Below are 14,421 nucleotides of genomic sequence, written 5' to 3' on the forward strand. Positions count from 1 at the left end.
GGCATGACGACCATCGCGCGCATCGAGACCTTCCTCGTCGCCCCCCGCTGGCTCTTCGTCCGGGTGGAGACCGAGTCCGGCATCGTCGGCTGGGGCGAGGCCACCTGCGAGGGCCGCTCCGAGACCGTCCGCGCCGCCGTCGAGCAGCTCGCCGAGCTGCTGATCGGCCGCGACGCGCTGCGCATCGAGGACCACTGGCAGGTGCTGACCAAGGGGTCGTTCTACCGGGGCGGGCCGATCCTGGCCAGCGCCGTGGCCGGCCTCGACCAGGCGCTGTGGGACATCGCCGGCAAGCACTACGGTGCCCCGGTCCACCAGCTGCTCGGGGGCCCGGTCCGGGACCGCATCCGGGTGTACGGCTGGGTCGGCGGCGACGAGCCGAGCGAGGTCCGCGACCACATCGCCGCCCAGGTCGAGGCGGGCCTCACCGCGGTCAAGATGAACGCCTCCGGCCGGATGAGCCCGATCGCCTCGGTGGCCGAGCTGGACGGCGTGGTGGCCCGGGTGGCCGCCGCCCGCGAGGTGCTCGGCGAGCACCGGGACGTGGCGGTGGACTTCCACGGCCGGTTCACCCTGGCCAACGCCCGGCGGGTGGCGCCGCTGCTGGAGCCGTACCGGCCGCTCTTCCTGGAGGAGCCGGTCGTCCCGGAGAACTCCCACCTGATCGGCGACTTCGTCCGGTCGACCACCACCCCGGTCTCCACCGGCGAGCGGCTGTACAGCCGGCAGGAGTTCCTGCCGGTGTTCCAGGCCGGCATCGCGGTCGCCCAGCCGGACCTCTCGCACGCCGGCGGCATCACCGAGGTCCGCAAGATCGCCGCCCTGGCCGAGGTCTACGACGTCCAGCTCGCCCCGCACTGCCCGCTCGGCCCGATCGCCCTCGCGGCCTGCCTCCAGGTCGGCTTCGCCACGCCGAACTACCTGATCCAGGAGCAGAGCATCGGCATCCACTACAACCTCGGCGCCGAGGTGCTCGACTACTGCCTCGACAAGGAGCCGCTGGCCTTCGTGGACGGGCACGTCGAACGGCTCACCGCGCCCGGCCTCGGCATCGAGATCGACGAGAAGGCGGTCCGGGCGGCCGACCAGCGCGGCCACGCCTGGCGCAGCCCCATGTTCCGGCACCCCGACGGCTCCTACGCGGAATGGTGACCCGATGACCCTCGACCTCACCGCCGAACTCACCGACACCCGCCTGCTCGCGGTCATCCGCGGCACCGACACCGCCGCCGCCATCGCCACCGGCACCGCCCTGCTCGCCGAGGGCGTACGCGTGGTCGAGGTGGCGCTGACCACGCCCGGCGCGCTCGACGCCATCGCCGCGATCCGGGCCGCCGCCCCGGCCGGCTCGCTGGTCGGGGCGGGCACCGTGCTCACCCCGGCCGCGGTGGCCGACGTGGCCGCGGCCGGTGCCCAGTTCGTCGTCACCCCGGCCGTCGTCGACTCCATCGGCGAGGCGGCCCGCCGGGGACTGCCGGTGGCCGCCGGGGCGTTCACCCCGACCGAGGCGTACACGGCGATCCAGCAGGGCGCCTCGGTGGTGAAGCTCTTCCCGGCCTCGGTGGGCGGACCCGCGTACCTGAAGGCGCTGCGCGACCCGCTGCCGGACATCCCGTTCGTCGCGGTCGGCGGGGTGGGCCTGGCCGAGCTGCCCGGCTACCTCGCCGCCGGCGCGATCGCCGTCGGCGTCGGCGGCCCGCTGGTCGGCGACGCCGCCTCCGGCGGTGACCTCGATGCCCTGCGCGAGCGCGCCCGCTCCTACCTCGCCGCCGTCTCATGACCGCAGCCCGCACCGACCTGGCCGCCGCCACATGACCGGCGTCGACCTGCTCACCTTCGGCGAGGCCCTGGTCTCGCTGCGCTCCACCGGGCCCCTGGCGGCCGGCGGCGCGCTCACCCCGCACCTGGCCGGCGCGGAGTCCAATGTGGCGATCGGGGTGGCCCGGCTCGGCCACCGCGCCGCCTTCGCCGGCCGGGTCAGCGACGACGAGCTCGGCGGGATGCTGCTGCGGCAGTTGCGCGCCGAGGGCGTGGACGTGGCCCACGTGACCCGCGACCCGCTGCGTCCCGCCGGGCTGATGTTCCTGGAGCGGCGCACCGCCGACCTGACCCGGGTGATCTACCGGCGGGAAGGCTCCGCCGGGTCCGCGCTCACCATCGACGACCTGCGCCCCGCGCTCGACGCCGGCACCCGGGTGCTGCACCTGACCGGGATCACGCCGGCGCTCTCCGACGACGCCCGGGAGGCCACCCGATGGGCGGCCGAGACCGCCGCCCGGGCCGGCGCGCTGGTCTGCCTCGACGTCAACCACCGGGCGAAGCTGTGGAGCCGGGACGCCGCCCGGGCGGTGCTCGCCCCGCTCGCCGGCCACGCCTCGGTCGTCGTCGCCTCCGCCGACGAGCTGGACCTGGTCGGCGAGCCCGGCGCGGACGAGCCGGCCCTGGTCGCCGGGCTGTTGGACCGGGGCGTGTCGACCGTGCTGGTGAAGCTCGGCGGCGACGGCGCCCGCGCGTACACCCGGGACGGCCGCCGGCACGCGGCGGCGCTGCCCGTGACGGCGGTCGACACCGTCGGCGCGGGGGACGCCTTCACCGCCGGCTACCTCTCCGGCCACCTGGACGGCCTCGACCTCGCCGGACGGCTGCGCCGCGCGGTCACCCTCGGCGCGTTCGCCGTCGCCGGCCACGGCGACTGGGAGCCCCTCCCGCGCCGCGACGAGCTGTCCCTCCTGGACGGGCTGCAACCCGGCAGCACCCTTCGCTGACCACCACCCCGTGAGAAAGGCACCCCGCGTGAAGATCGTCTCAGCGGACGTCATCGTCTCCAGCCCCGACCGCAACTTCGTCACCCTCAAGATCACCACTGACGAGGGGATCAGCGGGCTGGGGGACGGCACCCTCAACGGGCGGGAGCTGAGCGTCGCCTCGTACCTGGCCGACCACGTCGTCCCCCTGCTGATCGGGCGGGACCCGCACCGCATCGAGGACACCTGGCAGTTCCTCTACCGCTCGGCGTACTGGCGACGCGGACCGGTCACCATGGCCGCCATCGCCGCCGTCGACGTGGCGCTCTGGGACATCAAGGCCAAGGCCGCCGGGATGCCGCTCTACCAGCTCCTCGGCGGGGCGTCCCGGACCGGGATCATGGCGTACGGGCACGCCTCGGGGCGGGATCTGCCGGAGCTGTTCGACTCGATCCGGCGGCACCTGGAGCTGGGCTTCCGGTCCATCCGGGTGCAGACGTCGGTGCCGGGCATCAACGCCGTCTACGGCGTGGCCGCCCAGCCCAGCGTCGACGGCAAGCGCTACGACTACGAGCCGGCCCAGCGCACCCCGCTGCCCGCCGAGGAGGACTGGGACACCCGGGCGTACCTGCGCCACCTGCCCGGCGTCTTCGAGGCGGTGCGCAACGAGTTCGGCCCGGAGCTGCCGCTGCTGCACGACGGGCACCACCGGATGACCCCGATCCAGGCCGCCAAGCTCGGCAAGGCCCTCGAACCGTACGACCTGTTCTGGCTGGAGGACTGCACCCCGGCGGAGAACCAGGAGGCGCTGCGGCTGGTCCGCCAGCACACCACCACCCCGCTGGCCATCGGCGAGGTCTTCAACACCGTGTGGGACTACCAGACGCTGATCCGGGAACAGCTCATCGACTACGTCCGGTCTGCCGTCACCCACACCGGGGGCATCACGGCCATGCGGAAGCTGCTCGACTTCGCCGCGCAGTACCAGATCAAGTCCGGCATCCACGGGCCGACCGACATCTCGCCGGTCGGCATGGCCGCCGCGCTGCACCTGGACCTGGCCATCCACAACTTCGGCATCCAGGAGTACATGCAGCACGGCCCGCTCACCAACGAGGTGTTCCGGCAGTCCTTCACCTTCACCGACGGCTACCTGCACCCGGGCGAGCAGCCCGGCCTCGGCGTGGAGCTCGACGAGGAGGCTGCCGCCCGGTTCCCGTACCAGCCGGCGTACCTGCCGTTCAACCGGCTCCAGGACGGCACCGTCCATGACTGGTGAGCGGCGACCCACCCGGCACATCGTGGTGATGGGCGTGTCCGGGGCGGGCAAGACGACCGTGGCCCGGGGCATCAGTGAGCTGACCGGCCTGCGCTTCGCCGAGGCGGACGAGTTCCACTCGGCGGCCAACGTGGCGCAGATGCGGGCCGGTATCCCGCTGGACGACGCGCAGCGCTGGCCCTGGCTGCGCGCCCTGGCCGGCTGGATGGCCGACCGGCACGCCGAAGGGGTCTCCACGATCCTGACCTGCTCGGCCCTGAAGCGCTCCTACCGGGACGTGCTGCGGCAGGGGCCGCCGGAGGTGGAGTTCCTGCACCTGGACGGGGCGGCGGAGCTGATCCAGGACCGGTTGCGCCAGCGGGTCGGGCACTACATGCCGGCGAGCCTGTTCGACTCCCAGCGGGCCATCCTGGAACACCTCGACCCGGACGAGGCCGGGGTGGTGCTGGAGGTGGCGGCGTCGCCGGCCGACCTCGTCGCGGCGGCGATCAGCCGGCTCGACCTGCCGCTGCGCGCGGCGGTCGGCGGGCGCTGACCGCCGGGTCCGGCCGTCAGTCGGGGAGGGCGTCCAGGTAGACCCAGCGGCCGCCCTCCCGGACGAAGCGGCTCTGCTCCTCCACTGCGCCGGGGCGGCCGGCCTCCCGGTAGTGGGCGCGGAACGCGACCGTGCCGGCGGTGTCGAACAGGCCGCCCCGATCGGTGTCGAGGATCTCCAGGCGGGTCCACCGGGTGCCCGGGTCCAGCCGCAGCCGCGCCGGCCGGGTGCGGGAGTGCCAGCTGCGCAGCAGGTAGTCGGCGTCCCCGACGGCGAAGGCGCTGTACCGGGAGCGCATCAGCGCCTCGGCGGTCGCCGCGGTCGACCCGCCCCGGTGGACCGGGCCGCAGCAGTCCGCGTACGGCAGGCCGCTGCCGCAGGGGCAGGGCTGGGTCTCCTCGGCCGCGCTCCGGCGGGCACCACGTTTCGCCACCCGGCCATTCTCGTCGAACGTTCAGCGGGGTGAGCGGGCGGCTCCGCGAATCGGCCCGCGGCTGGGTCGGCGGGCGGTGTTCCGCCGGCCGGACGACTCCATCGTCGTCGCCTTCTTCGCCGGCGTCCGGGTCGCGGCGATGGTGCGAGCCTTGGCGGTGGCCGCGGCCTGCTTGGCGGTGGTCTTCCTGGCCGTACCCTTCTTCGTCGGCGCCTTCTTCGCCGTGGCCTTCTTGGCGGGGGCCTTCTTCGCGGTCGCCTTGGTGGCGGGGGCCTTCTTCGCGGCGGCCTTGGTGGCCGGGGCCTTCTTCGCGGCCGCCGCCTTGGCGGTCGGCCGGCGGGTGGGCGTGGCGGTGGTGGCCGCGGTGTCCGTCTTCTTGGCGACCCGCGCGGTGGTCGGGGTCGGCTTCTCGCCCGGGGTCTTGGCGGCCGTCGCCGCGGTCGCCCGCCTGGTGGCGGTCGCGACCTTCTTCGCCGCGGTCTTGTTCGGCATCGGGGCCTTCCGGGCCCCGGTGGCTTTCCTGGCGCTTCTCGGTCTCGTGGCCGCCTGGGCCATCGCTCCTCCTCGCGTCCGCCGCGGCCGGAACGGCCGTGGGCGTGGTCCGGCGACGTCGGGCCGATTCGGCCCGCGCGGCGCGCGTGTCTTCCCGCCGCGCCGGTGGTCAAACCCGCCGGGGACCGCCGGCCGGAGGTTGTTGCGGACCGGTAGTGCAATCGACGACATGGGCGACGACATCGGCGAGCGGCTCGCGGCGGCCGCCGCGGCGATCCGGGAACACGACCTGGCCGGACAGCGGTTGCGGGAGCTGTCCGGGCGGATGATGGCGGCGCGGGCCGCCGTCGGGGTCCTGCGCGAGCGGCTCGACGCCGAGCAGGCCGACGTCGACCGCCTCGAAGGGCTCACCCTGAGCCGGGTGGTCGCCGCGCTGCGCGGCGTACGCGACGACGCGCTGGCGCGGGAACGTGCCGAGGTGGACGCCGCCCGGCTGCGGCTCGCCGAGGCCGAGCGGCTGCTCGCGGCGCTGCGGGACGAGTCGGCGCGGACCCAGGCGAGGCGGCGTCGACTCGCCACCGCGCCGGGGGAGTACGCGGCGCTGCTCGACGAACGGGAGCGCCTGCTCGCCGGCTCCGACGACCCGCGGCGACCGCGCCTGCTGGAACTGGCCGAGCGGCGCGGCCGGCTGACGGCGGAGCATCGGGAGCTGACCGAGGCGGTACGCGCCGCCCGGAACGCGGAGTCCGCCCTGCATCATCTGCGGGAGCTGCTGAGCCGCGCGTCGGAGTGGTCGACGTACGACGCGCTGGGCGGCGGCCTGGTCACCAGCATGGTCAAGCACGACATCCTCGACGAGGCGGCCGACGCGTCGGCCCGCGCGGACCGGGCCCTCGCGACGCTCCGCACCGAGCTGGCCGACCTGTCCGGGGCCACCCCCGACACGCCCGGACCGGTGGCCGGCGAGCTGACCCGGTTCGCCGACATCTGGCTGGACAACCTACTCACCGACGTCGTCGTGCTGCGGCGGGTGGAGCGGTCCCTCGGCGAGGTCGTGGACGCGCTGGGCGAGGTGGCCGGACTGCGTCGCCAGCTGGAAACGCGCGCCGCCGAGCTGGGCGCTCGGCTCGCCGCCGTGGAGAGGGAACGCGGCGAGCTGCTGAAACCGGCCTGAGGTCGCCGATTGGCCCAATCACCGGCGCACGGATCGGCTCTCCTGATGGGCCGCATGCCGTCCTACCGTCGAGTCGGCAACCGAAACCCGCGAAGGGACCGAGACGACGATGACCACCGCCGACATGTGGTTCGACCCGCGCTGCCCGTGGGCCTGGAACGCCTCCCGCTGGCTGCTCGAGGTGGAGCGGGTCCGTGAGGTGCGGGTCCACTTCCACGTGATGAGCCTGTCCGTGCTCAACGAGGGGCGCGAGGGCTTGGAGGAGTGGTACCGGGAGTGGCTGAAGCCGGGCCTGGGCCCGGTCCGGGTGTGCGTGGCCGCCGAACAGAAGTACGGCCCCGAGGTGCTGCGCGACCTCTACACCGCGCTGGGCGAGCGGATCCACCACGAGCGGGCCCCGATCAGCCGGGAGCTGTACGTGGCCGCGCTGACGGAGCTGGGGCTGCCCGTCGAACTGGCCGACGCCGCCGACACCACCGACCACGACGCGGCCCTGCTGGCCAGCCACCACGCCGGGCTGACCCCGGTCGGGGAGGACCTCGGTACGCCGACCATCCACGTCACCGATCCGGCTGGGCGGATGAACGCGTTCTTCGGGCCGGTCGTGGCGCCGATCCCGCGCGGCGAGGACGCCGGCCGGCTCTGGGACGGGGTGCTGCTGGTCGCCGGCACCGACGGGTTCTTCGAGCTGAAGAGGGCCCGGACGCGGCCGCCGATCGAACGCTGAGCGCTGCCGGCGGCCCGGTGACGGGGACACCTCCGCCTGACCCGGTCGCGGCGGATGGGCGCCCCACCCGCCGCGACCGGTGTCTCAGACCCCGATCCGGGACCAGTCACCCCAGATCGCGAACGACATGCCCCGGCTCGCCTGGATGTTGACGAACAGGGTGTGCCCGTCCGGGCTGAACGTGGAGCCGGCGAACTCGTCGTTGGACCGGTCCGCGCCGGTGCTGCTGACCAGCCGGTTCAACGCGATGTCGAACAACTCGCCGCGCGGGGTGAGTCCGCGTACGTAGTTGTCGTCCACGTTGTCCTCGCAGACCACCAGCGTGCCGCGCGGGCTGGTGGTCACGTTGTCCGGGAAGTCCAGCACATCCGGCCCGGGCGACTCGTACACCAACCGCAGCACCTGCGCCCGGCAGTCGTACGCCCACACCTGGCCGTGCCCGTTGCCGTAGCCGTCGGCGACCGGTCCGGTCGACGACTCGGCGGGGCCACCACCCTGGGTGGCGGTGAAGTAGACGACGCCGTCGTCGTACGCCGACCCCTCGAGCCGGGAGAAGTAGGCGGCGCCCCGGTCCCAGCCCTGCCGCGAGACATGCGTCAGCGCCTGGTCGTTCGTCGTCGGCGCCACCTGGCCCGGGGTGTACGGGAACCGCGGCGCCGGGTCGTCGATGTCCACCCACTGCACCGGGTACGTCGCGTGTGGCCGCTGCGCGGCCGCCAGGTCCAGGTTGGGGCGACCGCGCACCGCGAGCATCTGCAGCCGGCCCCCGTCGGCCAGCCGGCCCGACCTCGTCGGGTCCACCGGCGGCGTGTACCGGTAGAAGCCGGACGGGAAGCCGAAGTTGTCCTCGGTGAGGTACAGGTGCCCACCGCGCGGGTCGTACGCCACCGACTCGTGCGCGAACCGGCCGGCGGCGGTGATCGGCGCCCGGTCCGACTGCCCGTCGGCGGGCACCTCGTAGATGAAGCCGTGCCGCTGGGTGAGTGGCACGTTGGAGGCGCCGGTGAAGTCCGGGCCGACGTCGGGCCCGTTGACCGTCTCCTCGCAGGTGATCCAGCTGCCCCACGGCATCCGGCCGCCCGAGCAGTTCATCATCGTGCCGTTGAGGCTGGTCCAGGCGCGGCGGACCTCGCCGTACCGGGTGACCTCGACCGTGGTGGTGCCGCCCTGCGCCATCGGGTCGTACGCCGCGGCGGCGTCGCCGAAGGCGGGGCCCGGGTTGTTCACCTCGTGATTGCGGACCAGCCGGACGGTGCCGTCGGGGCCCCGGAAGGCGCCCATCCCGTCGTGCCGGCCGGGCAGCCGCGTGCCGTCGTCCAGCGTCACGGGGAACTCGGTGTCGTGGAACGAGCGGTACTGGAAACCCTCGGGCAGGTGCAGGCGGACCTTGCCGTCCCGCAGGTCCGGCACCGGCCCGAGGGTCGGGTGGGGTGCCGGACGCCGGCCGACCGCGCCGGCCTCGGCACGCGCCACGAAGCCGATGAACGGGCCGCCGAGAACGGCGCCGCCGGCCGCGGCGGCGGCGCCGCGCAGCAGGGTACGCCGGTTGAGATCAGGCATCGGGGGACTCCTTTGTCGCCAGGTCCCCGTTCATCGAGACCGGGGACTGATCCTCCGAGTGATCCTCGTCACCTGTTCACCGCATGGCAACCTTCCGGCAAGGTCGGCGGCCCGGCGAAGTGGCTCAGGCCGGCGGCAGCTCGACCGGCAGCGGCACCGGGCGCTTCGCCACCCGCCCGTCGCCGGAGGAGCGCCCACGCAGGTGCCGCGCCAGCCACGGCAGCAGGTGCCGGCGGGTCCAGGCCAGCTCGGCCCGGACCACCTCGTGGGGCGGGCGCCGGGTGGCCGGCGGCAGCGGCTGCGACCACGAGTCGTCGTACCCGGGCAGGCCGGCGGTGTAGGCGAGCGCGGCGGCGATCCGCTCGTGGCCGGCGGAGTTGGCGTGCAGCCGGTCGTCGCTCCACAGTCGCGGGTCCGAGGCGACCGGGTGCGCGCCGAGGTCCAGCAGCGTCGCCCCGGTCTCGGTGCTGACCGCCCGCACCGCCGCGTTGAACGCCAGCATCCGGCCGCGCAACGGGCGGGCCAGCGGCATCACCGGTGCCGGGTCGGGCAGGGTGAAGGTGAGTACGGTGGCGCCCTGACCGACCAGGGCCCGCTGCATCGCACCCACGTCCTCGGCCACCTGGTCGGGGTCGAACGACGGCCGGAGCACGTCGTTCATCCCGGCCACCACGGTCGCCAGGTCGGGGGCCAGCGCCAGGGCCGCCGGCAGCTGCTCGGCCCGGATCCGCCCGGTGGTCCGGCCTCGGATGGCCAGGTTCGCGTACTCCAGGCCGCCCTGCGCCCGCGCCACGGCCAGGGCGAACCGGTCCGCCCAGCCCCGGTAGCCGCCGGCACCGTCCGGGTCGTCCAGCCCCTCCGTGGTGCTGTCGCCGATCGCCACGTACCGCCGCCACATCACGCCCGCCAGCCTACGAGCCGCCCCCCACCGCCCGGACGCGGGACACGGCGGAGCCGAACCGCTCAGCCGATCCCGACCAGCCCGCTACCGGCCTACAGCCAGCCGGACCGGCGGAACAGCCGGTGCAGGGTCACCGCGGCCGCGGCCATCAGCAGCAGCGCCCCCGCGTAGCCGTACCGCCAGCCGAGCTCCGGCATGTGGGCGAAGTTCATGCCGTAGATCCCGGCCACCGCGGTCTGGGTGGCCGCGATCGCCGCCCACGCGGCGATCTTGCGCATGTCGTTGTTCTGCTCGACGGCGAGCTGCGCCAGCCGGGACTGCAGGATCGAGTTGAGCAGGTCGTCGTACGCGCCGACCCGGTCCACCGCCCGGGTCAGCCGTCCCTCCACGTCGACGAACCAGCGGTGCAGCGCCGGCGGTGGCCCACCGGCCCGCTGCTCCAGCAACGCCCGCAGCGGCGCCGGCAACGGCAGCACCGCCCGCTTGAACTCCACCACTTCGCGTTTGAGCTGGTAGATGTGCTGGATGTCGGCGCTACGGTCGCGGGCGAAGACGCTCTCCTCGACCCGCTCCAGATCCCGCTCCAGATGCCCGGCGACCTCCAGGTAGAGGTCGACCATCCGGGCGCAGACCGCGTACCCGACCGCCCACGGCCCCTCGGCCAGCAACCCCGACCGGCGCTGGATGTCCTCCCGCACCTGGGCGAGGGCACCCGCGGCGCCGTGCCGCACGGTGATGGCGAACCGGTCCCCGAGGAAGACCAGCACGTCGCCGGTGTCGACCACCTCGGAGGTGTCGGTCAGCTCGGCGTGCTCGACGTAGCTCGCCGTCCGCAGCACCAGCAGCGTCACCTCGCCGTGCCGCTGCACGGTCGGCCGGTGCCCGTCGGCGAGGGCCTGCGCCACGCTCAGCTCGTCCAACCCGAAGGTGCGCCCGACCGCCGCCATCACCGCCGCGCCCGGCTCGTGCAGCCCCAGCCAGACGAACGACCGCCGGTTGCGGCGGGCCCGCGCGTACGCGTCGGCGTAGTGCGGCCGGCCCGGCTCCCGCCGGCCGGCCACGTAGACCGCGCAGTCCACCACCGCGTCTGGATTGGACGGGCGCGGGGTGGGCGCCGGCTCGCCGTCCAGCCGCCCCCGCAGGCGGGCGAGCAGGGTGGGGAGCAGGCGCCGGGGCCACCCGCTCCGTACCGCCGACCGGTCCACCGGGCACCTCCTTCGGCCGGGCGCTGACGGCCTACCGTACGGTGCCCGGCCGGGTCGGCGGTGTCCGGCCCGCGTCAGCGGGTGGCGGTGGCGAAGACGACGATGTTGTCCGGGTAGCTTCCGGTCCGCGGGTCGAACCGGCCGCCGCAGGTGATCAGGCGGAGCCGGGCCTCCGCGCCGCCGCCGTACACCCGCTCGGTGGGGAACCGCTCCTTCGGGTACGCCCCGACGCCGTCCACGGTGAACGTGGCGATCCGGCCGTCGGCGCGGGTGACCTGGACGGTGTCGCCCGGGCGGAGCCGGCCCAGCTCGAAGAAGACGGCCGGGCCGTCCTGCGTGTCGACGTGCCCCACCAGCACCGCGTTGCCCGCCTCGCCCGGGGTGGGGCCACGCCGGTACCAGCCGGCGATCTCCGGCTGGTCCAGCGGCGGCACCTCCAGCACGCCGTTCTCGTCGGCGACCGGGACGATGTCGGCGTCGACGCCGATGCGGGGGATGGTGACCCGCGTCGGTTCGGAACGGGGGAGCGCCGGCCCGGGCGAGCCGGAGCGTTCGGCCGTCGGCGCGACCGACGCCCCCGGCTGTGGCGGTCGCGCCGAGGTGGTGCCGAGACCGGCGGCGACCAGGCCGGCCGAGACCGCGGCAGCCAGGATGACCGCGGCGACGGCCGCGACCGTGCGGGTGCGCGGCGACCGGCGCGCGGGGTTGTGCTGCGACGACAGGTCTCCACCTCCGTCCGACGTGGACGCGGTGCCCGCACCGGTCGGCCCGGTGCGGGCACCCCGCTCAGGGATGGTGTGGCGCCGCCGTCAGGCGAGGGTGGTGCCGCGTCGCCGTCGGCGCACCAGCACGTACGCCCCGCCCGCGACCGCGGCGGCGGCCAGCGCGCCGCCCGCGACCAGCACCCCGGTGTCCCCGTCCTGGCCACCCGCGCCGGCCTGGGCGCCGCCGATCGGGGTGACGGTGAAGGTGGCGGTGCCACCGTTGCTGCCGTTGCCGCAGGTGGTGGTGACCGTGTACGTGCCGAGGGTGAACCCGGCGGTGAAGAGTTCGGCGCTCAGCCCGCCGCCCGCGGCGGCCGTGGTCGACCGGACGTTCTCATCCCGGTTGGGCCCGGTGACGTGGAAGATCGCGTCACCGTCCTTCGGATTGCATTCGGTGGTGGTGAGGACGACCGTGCCGCCGACCGGGGTGGTGGCTGGTGAGACGGTGGTGTCCGCGAGCGCGGCGGCCGGGAGCAGCAGGGCGCCGAGGCCCACGCCGACCGCCGCCGATCGGATTACTGTCGTTGCCTTCATCCGCGTCTTCCCTCACTTTTCGTCCGCTGACTGTGTGGGACGCCGTTCGGGTGGCCAACTCCGTGACTAGCACCGGTGTGGCCAACACTAGGAGGGTTGGGATGGTCACTAGGCGTAATTGAGAAATCTTCGTTGCCGTCACCTGTTCCCGGTCGGTGCGCAGAGGTGTGGACATGCCCGGGCAGCGCGGGCATCCGGTACCACGACGTCGTCCCGAACCGCGCGCAACGTCCGGTCCCCGCCGTGCCGGCGGCTCTGTCCGGTTCCGCCCCTTGACGCCGCGAAGCCCCACAACCGTGCCGACGTCCGCGACCCTGCCGCTCGTCGTCCGGGATGGACCGCTCGCCGCACTGGATCGACCATTCCCGGCGGCTGTGCCGCCGCTCAGGTCGCAGGGTGAACAGCGAGAACTACAGTCGGCAGGAGCACCATCGGATAGATCGCGCCACATGTCACGGGTGAGGAGCGAGCGGATGACCAACCCTGCCGGCGTCGAGGTCACCGGTGCCGCCCACCCCCGGTTCGACGAGATCCTCACCCCCGACGCGCTGGCCTTCCTCGCCGCGCTGCACCGCGGCTTCGACCCGCGCCGCCGGGAGCTGCTGGCGCGACGCCACCGCCGGGACGCCGCGCTGGTCGACGGGGCCATGTTGGACTTCCTGCCCGAGACCCGGGAGGTCCGCGAGGCCGAGTGGCGGGTCGCCGAACCGGCCCCGGGCCTGGTCGACCGCCGGGTGGAGATCACCGGCCCGACCGACGCGAAGATGACCATCAACGCGCTCAACTCCGGCGCCAAGGTGTGGCTGGCCGACCTGGAGGACGCCAACACCCCGCTCTGGGAGAACGTCGTCTCCGGCCAGCTCAACCTGCGCGACGCCATCGACCGCAAGCTCGACTTCACCTCCCCGGAGGGCAAGCAGTACGCGCTGCACGACGGCGAGCTGGCCACCATCGTGGTGCGGCCCCGCGGCTGGCACCTCAGCGAGAAGCACATCCTGGTCGACGGCGAGCGCACCTCCGGCAGCCTCGTCGACTTCGGCCTCTACTTCTTCCACTGCGCCCGCCGACAGCTCGACCGGGGCGCCGGACCCTACTTCTACCTGCCGAAAATGGAGAGCCATCTGGAGGCTCGCCTGTGGAACGACGTGTTCGTGTTCGCCCAGGACCGGCTCGGCATCCCACGCGGCACCATCCGAGCCACCGTGCTGATCGAGACCTTCCCGGCCGCGTTCGAGATGGACGAGATCCTCTACGAGCTGCGCGAGCACTCCGCCGGGCTGAACGCCGGCCGGTGGGACTACATGTTCAGCGTGATCAAGAAGTTCCGCACCCGGGGCGCCGACTTCCTGCTGCCCGACCGGAACGCGGTCACCATGACCGTGCCGTTCATGCGCGCGTACACCGAGCTGCTGGTGCGGACCTGCCACCGGCGCGGGGCGCACGCCATCGGCGGCATGGCCGCGTTCATCCCCAGTCGCCGCGACCCCGAGGTCAACGAGACCGCCCTGGCCAAGGTCCGGGACGACAAGACCCGCGAGGCCGGCGACGGCTTCGACGGCTCCTGGGTGGCCCACCCCGACCTGGTGCCGGTCTGCCGGGAGGTCTTCGACGGGGTCCTCGGCGACCGGCCGAACCAGCTCGACCGCACCCGCGACGAGGTCCGGGTCAGCGCCGCCGAGCTGCTCGACGTGCGGTCCACCCCCGGCGGGCGGACCGAGGCCGGGCTGCGCAACGCGGTCAGCGTCGGCGTGCAGTACCTGGCCGCCTGGCTGCGCGGCTCCGGCGCGGTGGCCATCTTCAACCTGATGGAGGACGCCGCGACCGCGGAGATCTCCCGCAGCCAGGTGTGGCAGTGGCTGCACAACGACGTCACCCTCGACGACACCGGCGAGCGGGTCACCCGCGAGCTGGTCGAACGGATCGCCGCCGAGGAGATCGGTCGGCTCCCCGGCGACCCCGGCGACTACGCCGACGCCCGGGCGCTGTTCATGGAGGTCGCGGTCGCCGACGACTTCGCCGACTTCCTCACCGTCCCGGCGTACGAACGGATGCCCTGACCGACGACCGACCGCG

General features: G+C 74.1%; 15 protein-coding genes. 8 read left to right on the plus strand and 7 right to left on the minus strand.

Annotated elements, in window-relative coordinates; all coding sequences use genetic code 11:
* Window positions 1–3 precede the first annotated feature (3 nt).
* The 5 genes from dgoD to Q2K19_RS27145 are packed head-to-tail and all read left to right on the plus strand — an operon-like array spanning window position 4 to window position 4,558.
* The gene (gene dgoD, locus Q2K19_RS27125; RefSeq protein ID WP_302764954.1) at window positions 4–1,152 is read left to right on the plus strand and encodes a galactonate dehydratase; all 1,149 of its coding nucleotides are present in this window, start codon (window positions 4–6) and stop codon (window positions 1,150–1,152) included.
* Between the two features lie 4 nt (window positions 1,153–1,156).
* Window positions 1,157–1,780, plus strand: a complete 624-nt coding sequence (locus Q2K19_RS27130) for a bifunctional 4-hydroxy-2-oxoglutarate aldolase/2-dehydro-3-deoxy-phosphogluconate aldolase (RefSeq protein ID WP_302764955.1) — start codon at window positions 1,157–1,159, stop codon at window positions 1,778–1,780.
* Between the two features lie 31 nt (window positions 1,781–1,811).
* On the plus strand, window positions 1,812–2,765 hold the full coding sequence (locus Q2K19_RS27135) for a sugar kinase (RefSeq protein ID WP_302764956.1): 954 nt from the start codon (window positions 1,812–1,814) through the stop codon (window positions 2,763–2,765).
* Between the two features lie 28 nt (window positions 2,766–2,793).
* Complete coding sequence (manD, locus tag Q2K19_RS27140) at window positions 2,794–4,023, plus strand: D-mannonate dehydratase ManD (RefSeq protein WP_302764957.1); 1,230 nt, start codon at window positions 2,794–2,796, stop codon at window positions 4,021–4,023.
* Window positions 4,013–4,558 carry a gluconokinase gene (locus Q2K19_RS27145; protein ID WP_302764958.1) on the plus strand — a complete coding sequence of 182 codons (546 nt, stop codon included), beginning with the start codon at window positions 4,013–4,015 and terminating at the stop codon, window positions 4,556–4,558. The genes manD and Q2K19_RS27145 overlap by 11 nt, the downstream gene beginning before the upstream one ends.
* 16 nt (window positions 4,559–4,574) lie before the next feature.
* Here the strand turns inward: Q2K19_RS27145 and Q2K19_RS27150 are convergent, their stop codons facing one another.
* Window positions 4,575–4,991, minus strand: a complete 417-nt coding sequence (locus tag Q2K19_RS27150; RefSeq protein WP_302764959.1) for a YchJ family protein — start codon at window positions 4,989–4,991, stop codon at window positions 4,575–4,577.
* Window positions 4,992–5,012: 21 nt separating this feature from the next.
* Window positions 5,013–5,483, minus strand: coding sequence for a hypothetical protein (locus Q2K19_RS27155; RefSeq protein ID WP_302764960.1), 471 nt, complete (start codon window positions 5,481–5,483; stop codon window positions 5,013–5,015).
* A gap of 229 nt (window positions 5,484–5,712) precedes the next feature.
* On the opposite strand from Q2K19_RS27155, the gene Q2K19_RS27160 reads away from it, so the two are divergent.
* Both Q2K19_RS27160 and Q2K19_RS27165 read left to right on the plus strand, forming a co-directional pair.
* Complete coding sequence (locus Q2K19_RS27160; protein WP_302764961.1) at window positions 5,713–6,657, plus strand: hypothetical protein; 945 nt, start codon at window positions 5,713–5,715, stop codon at window positions 6,655–6,657.
* 109 nt (window positions 6,658–6,766) lie between these two features.
* The gene (locus Q2K19_RS27165) at window positions 6,767–7,384 is read left to right on the plus strand and encodes a mycothiol-dependent nitroreductase Rv2466c family protein (protein ID WP_302764962.1); all 618 of its coding nucleotides are present in this window, start codon (window positions 6,767–6,769) and stop codon (window positions 7,382–7,384) included.
* 84 nt (window positions 7,385–7,468) lie between these two features.
* On the opposite strand, the gene Q2K19_RS27170 is transcribed toward Q2K19_RS27165, so the two are convergent.
* The 5 genes from Q2K19_RS27170 to Q2K19_RS27190 all read right to left on the minus strand — a co-directional run bounded on the left by Q2K19_RS27170 (window position 7,469) and on the right by Q2K19_RS27190 (window position 12,348).
* Window positions 7,469–8,944 carry a PhoX family protein gene (locus tag Q2K19_RS27170; RefSeq protein WP_302764963.1) on the minus strand — a complete coding sequence of 492 codons (1,476 nt, stop codon included), beginning with the start codon at window positions 8,942–8,944 and terminating at the stop codon, window positions 7,469–7,471.
* 124 nt (window positions 8,945–9,068) lie between these two features.
* Window positions 9,069–9,842 carry an SGNH/GDSL hydrolase family protein gene (locus tag Q2K19_RS27175; protein WP_302772763.1) on the minus strand — a complete coding sequence of 258 codons (774 nt, stop codon included), beginning with the start codon at window positions 9,840–9,842 and terminating at the stop codon, window positions 9,069–9,071.
* Window positions 9,843–9,937: 95 nt separating this feature from the next.
* Entirely contained in the window at window positions 9,938–11,050 is a 1,113-nt protein-coding gene (locus tag Q2K19_RS27180; RefSeq protein WP_302764964.1) for a magnesium and cobalt transport protein CorA, read from the minus strand.
* A gap of 74 nt (window positions 11,051–11,124) precedes the next feature.
* Window positions 11,125–11,772: a class F sortase gene (locus tag Q2K19_RS27185; protein ID WP_302772766.1), complete on the minus strand. Its 648-nt coding sequence runs from the start codon at window positions 11,770–11,772 to the stop codon at window positions 11,125–11,127.
* 87 nt (window positions 11,773–11,859) lie between these two features.
* Complete coding sequence (locus Q2K19_RS27190; RefSeq protein ID WP_302764965.1) at window positions 11,860–12,348, minus strand: hypothetical protein; 489 nt, start codon at window positions 12,346–12,348, stop codon at window positions 11,860–11,862.
* Between the two features lie 473 nt (window positions 12,349–12,821).
* On the opposite strand from Q2K19_RS27190, the gene aceB reads away from it, so the two are divergent.
* The gene (gene aceB / locus Q2K19_RS27195) at window positions 12,822–14,405 is read left to right on the plus strand and encodes a malate synthase A (RefSeq protein ID WP_302764966.1); all 1,584 of its coding nucleotides are present in this window, start codon (window positions 12,822–12,824) and stop codon (window positions 14,403–14,405) included.
* Window positions 14,406–14,421: the final 16 nt, after the last annotated feature.

It is taken from the genome of Micromonospora sp. NBRC 110009 (assembly GCF_030518795.1).
Taxonomy (GTDB): domain Bacteria; phylum Actinomycetota; class Actinomycetes; order Mycobacteriales; family Micromonosporaceae; genus Micromonospora.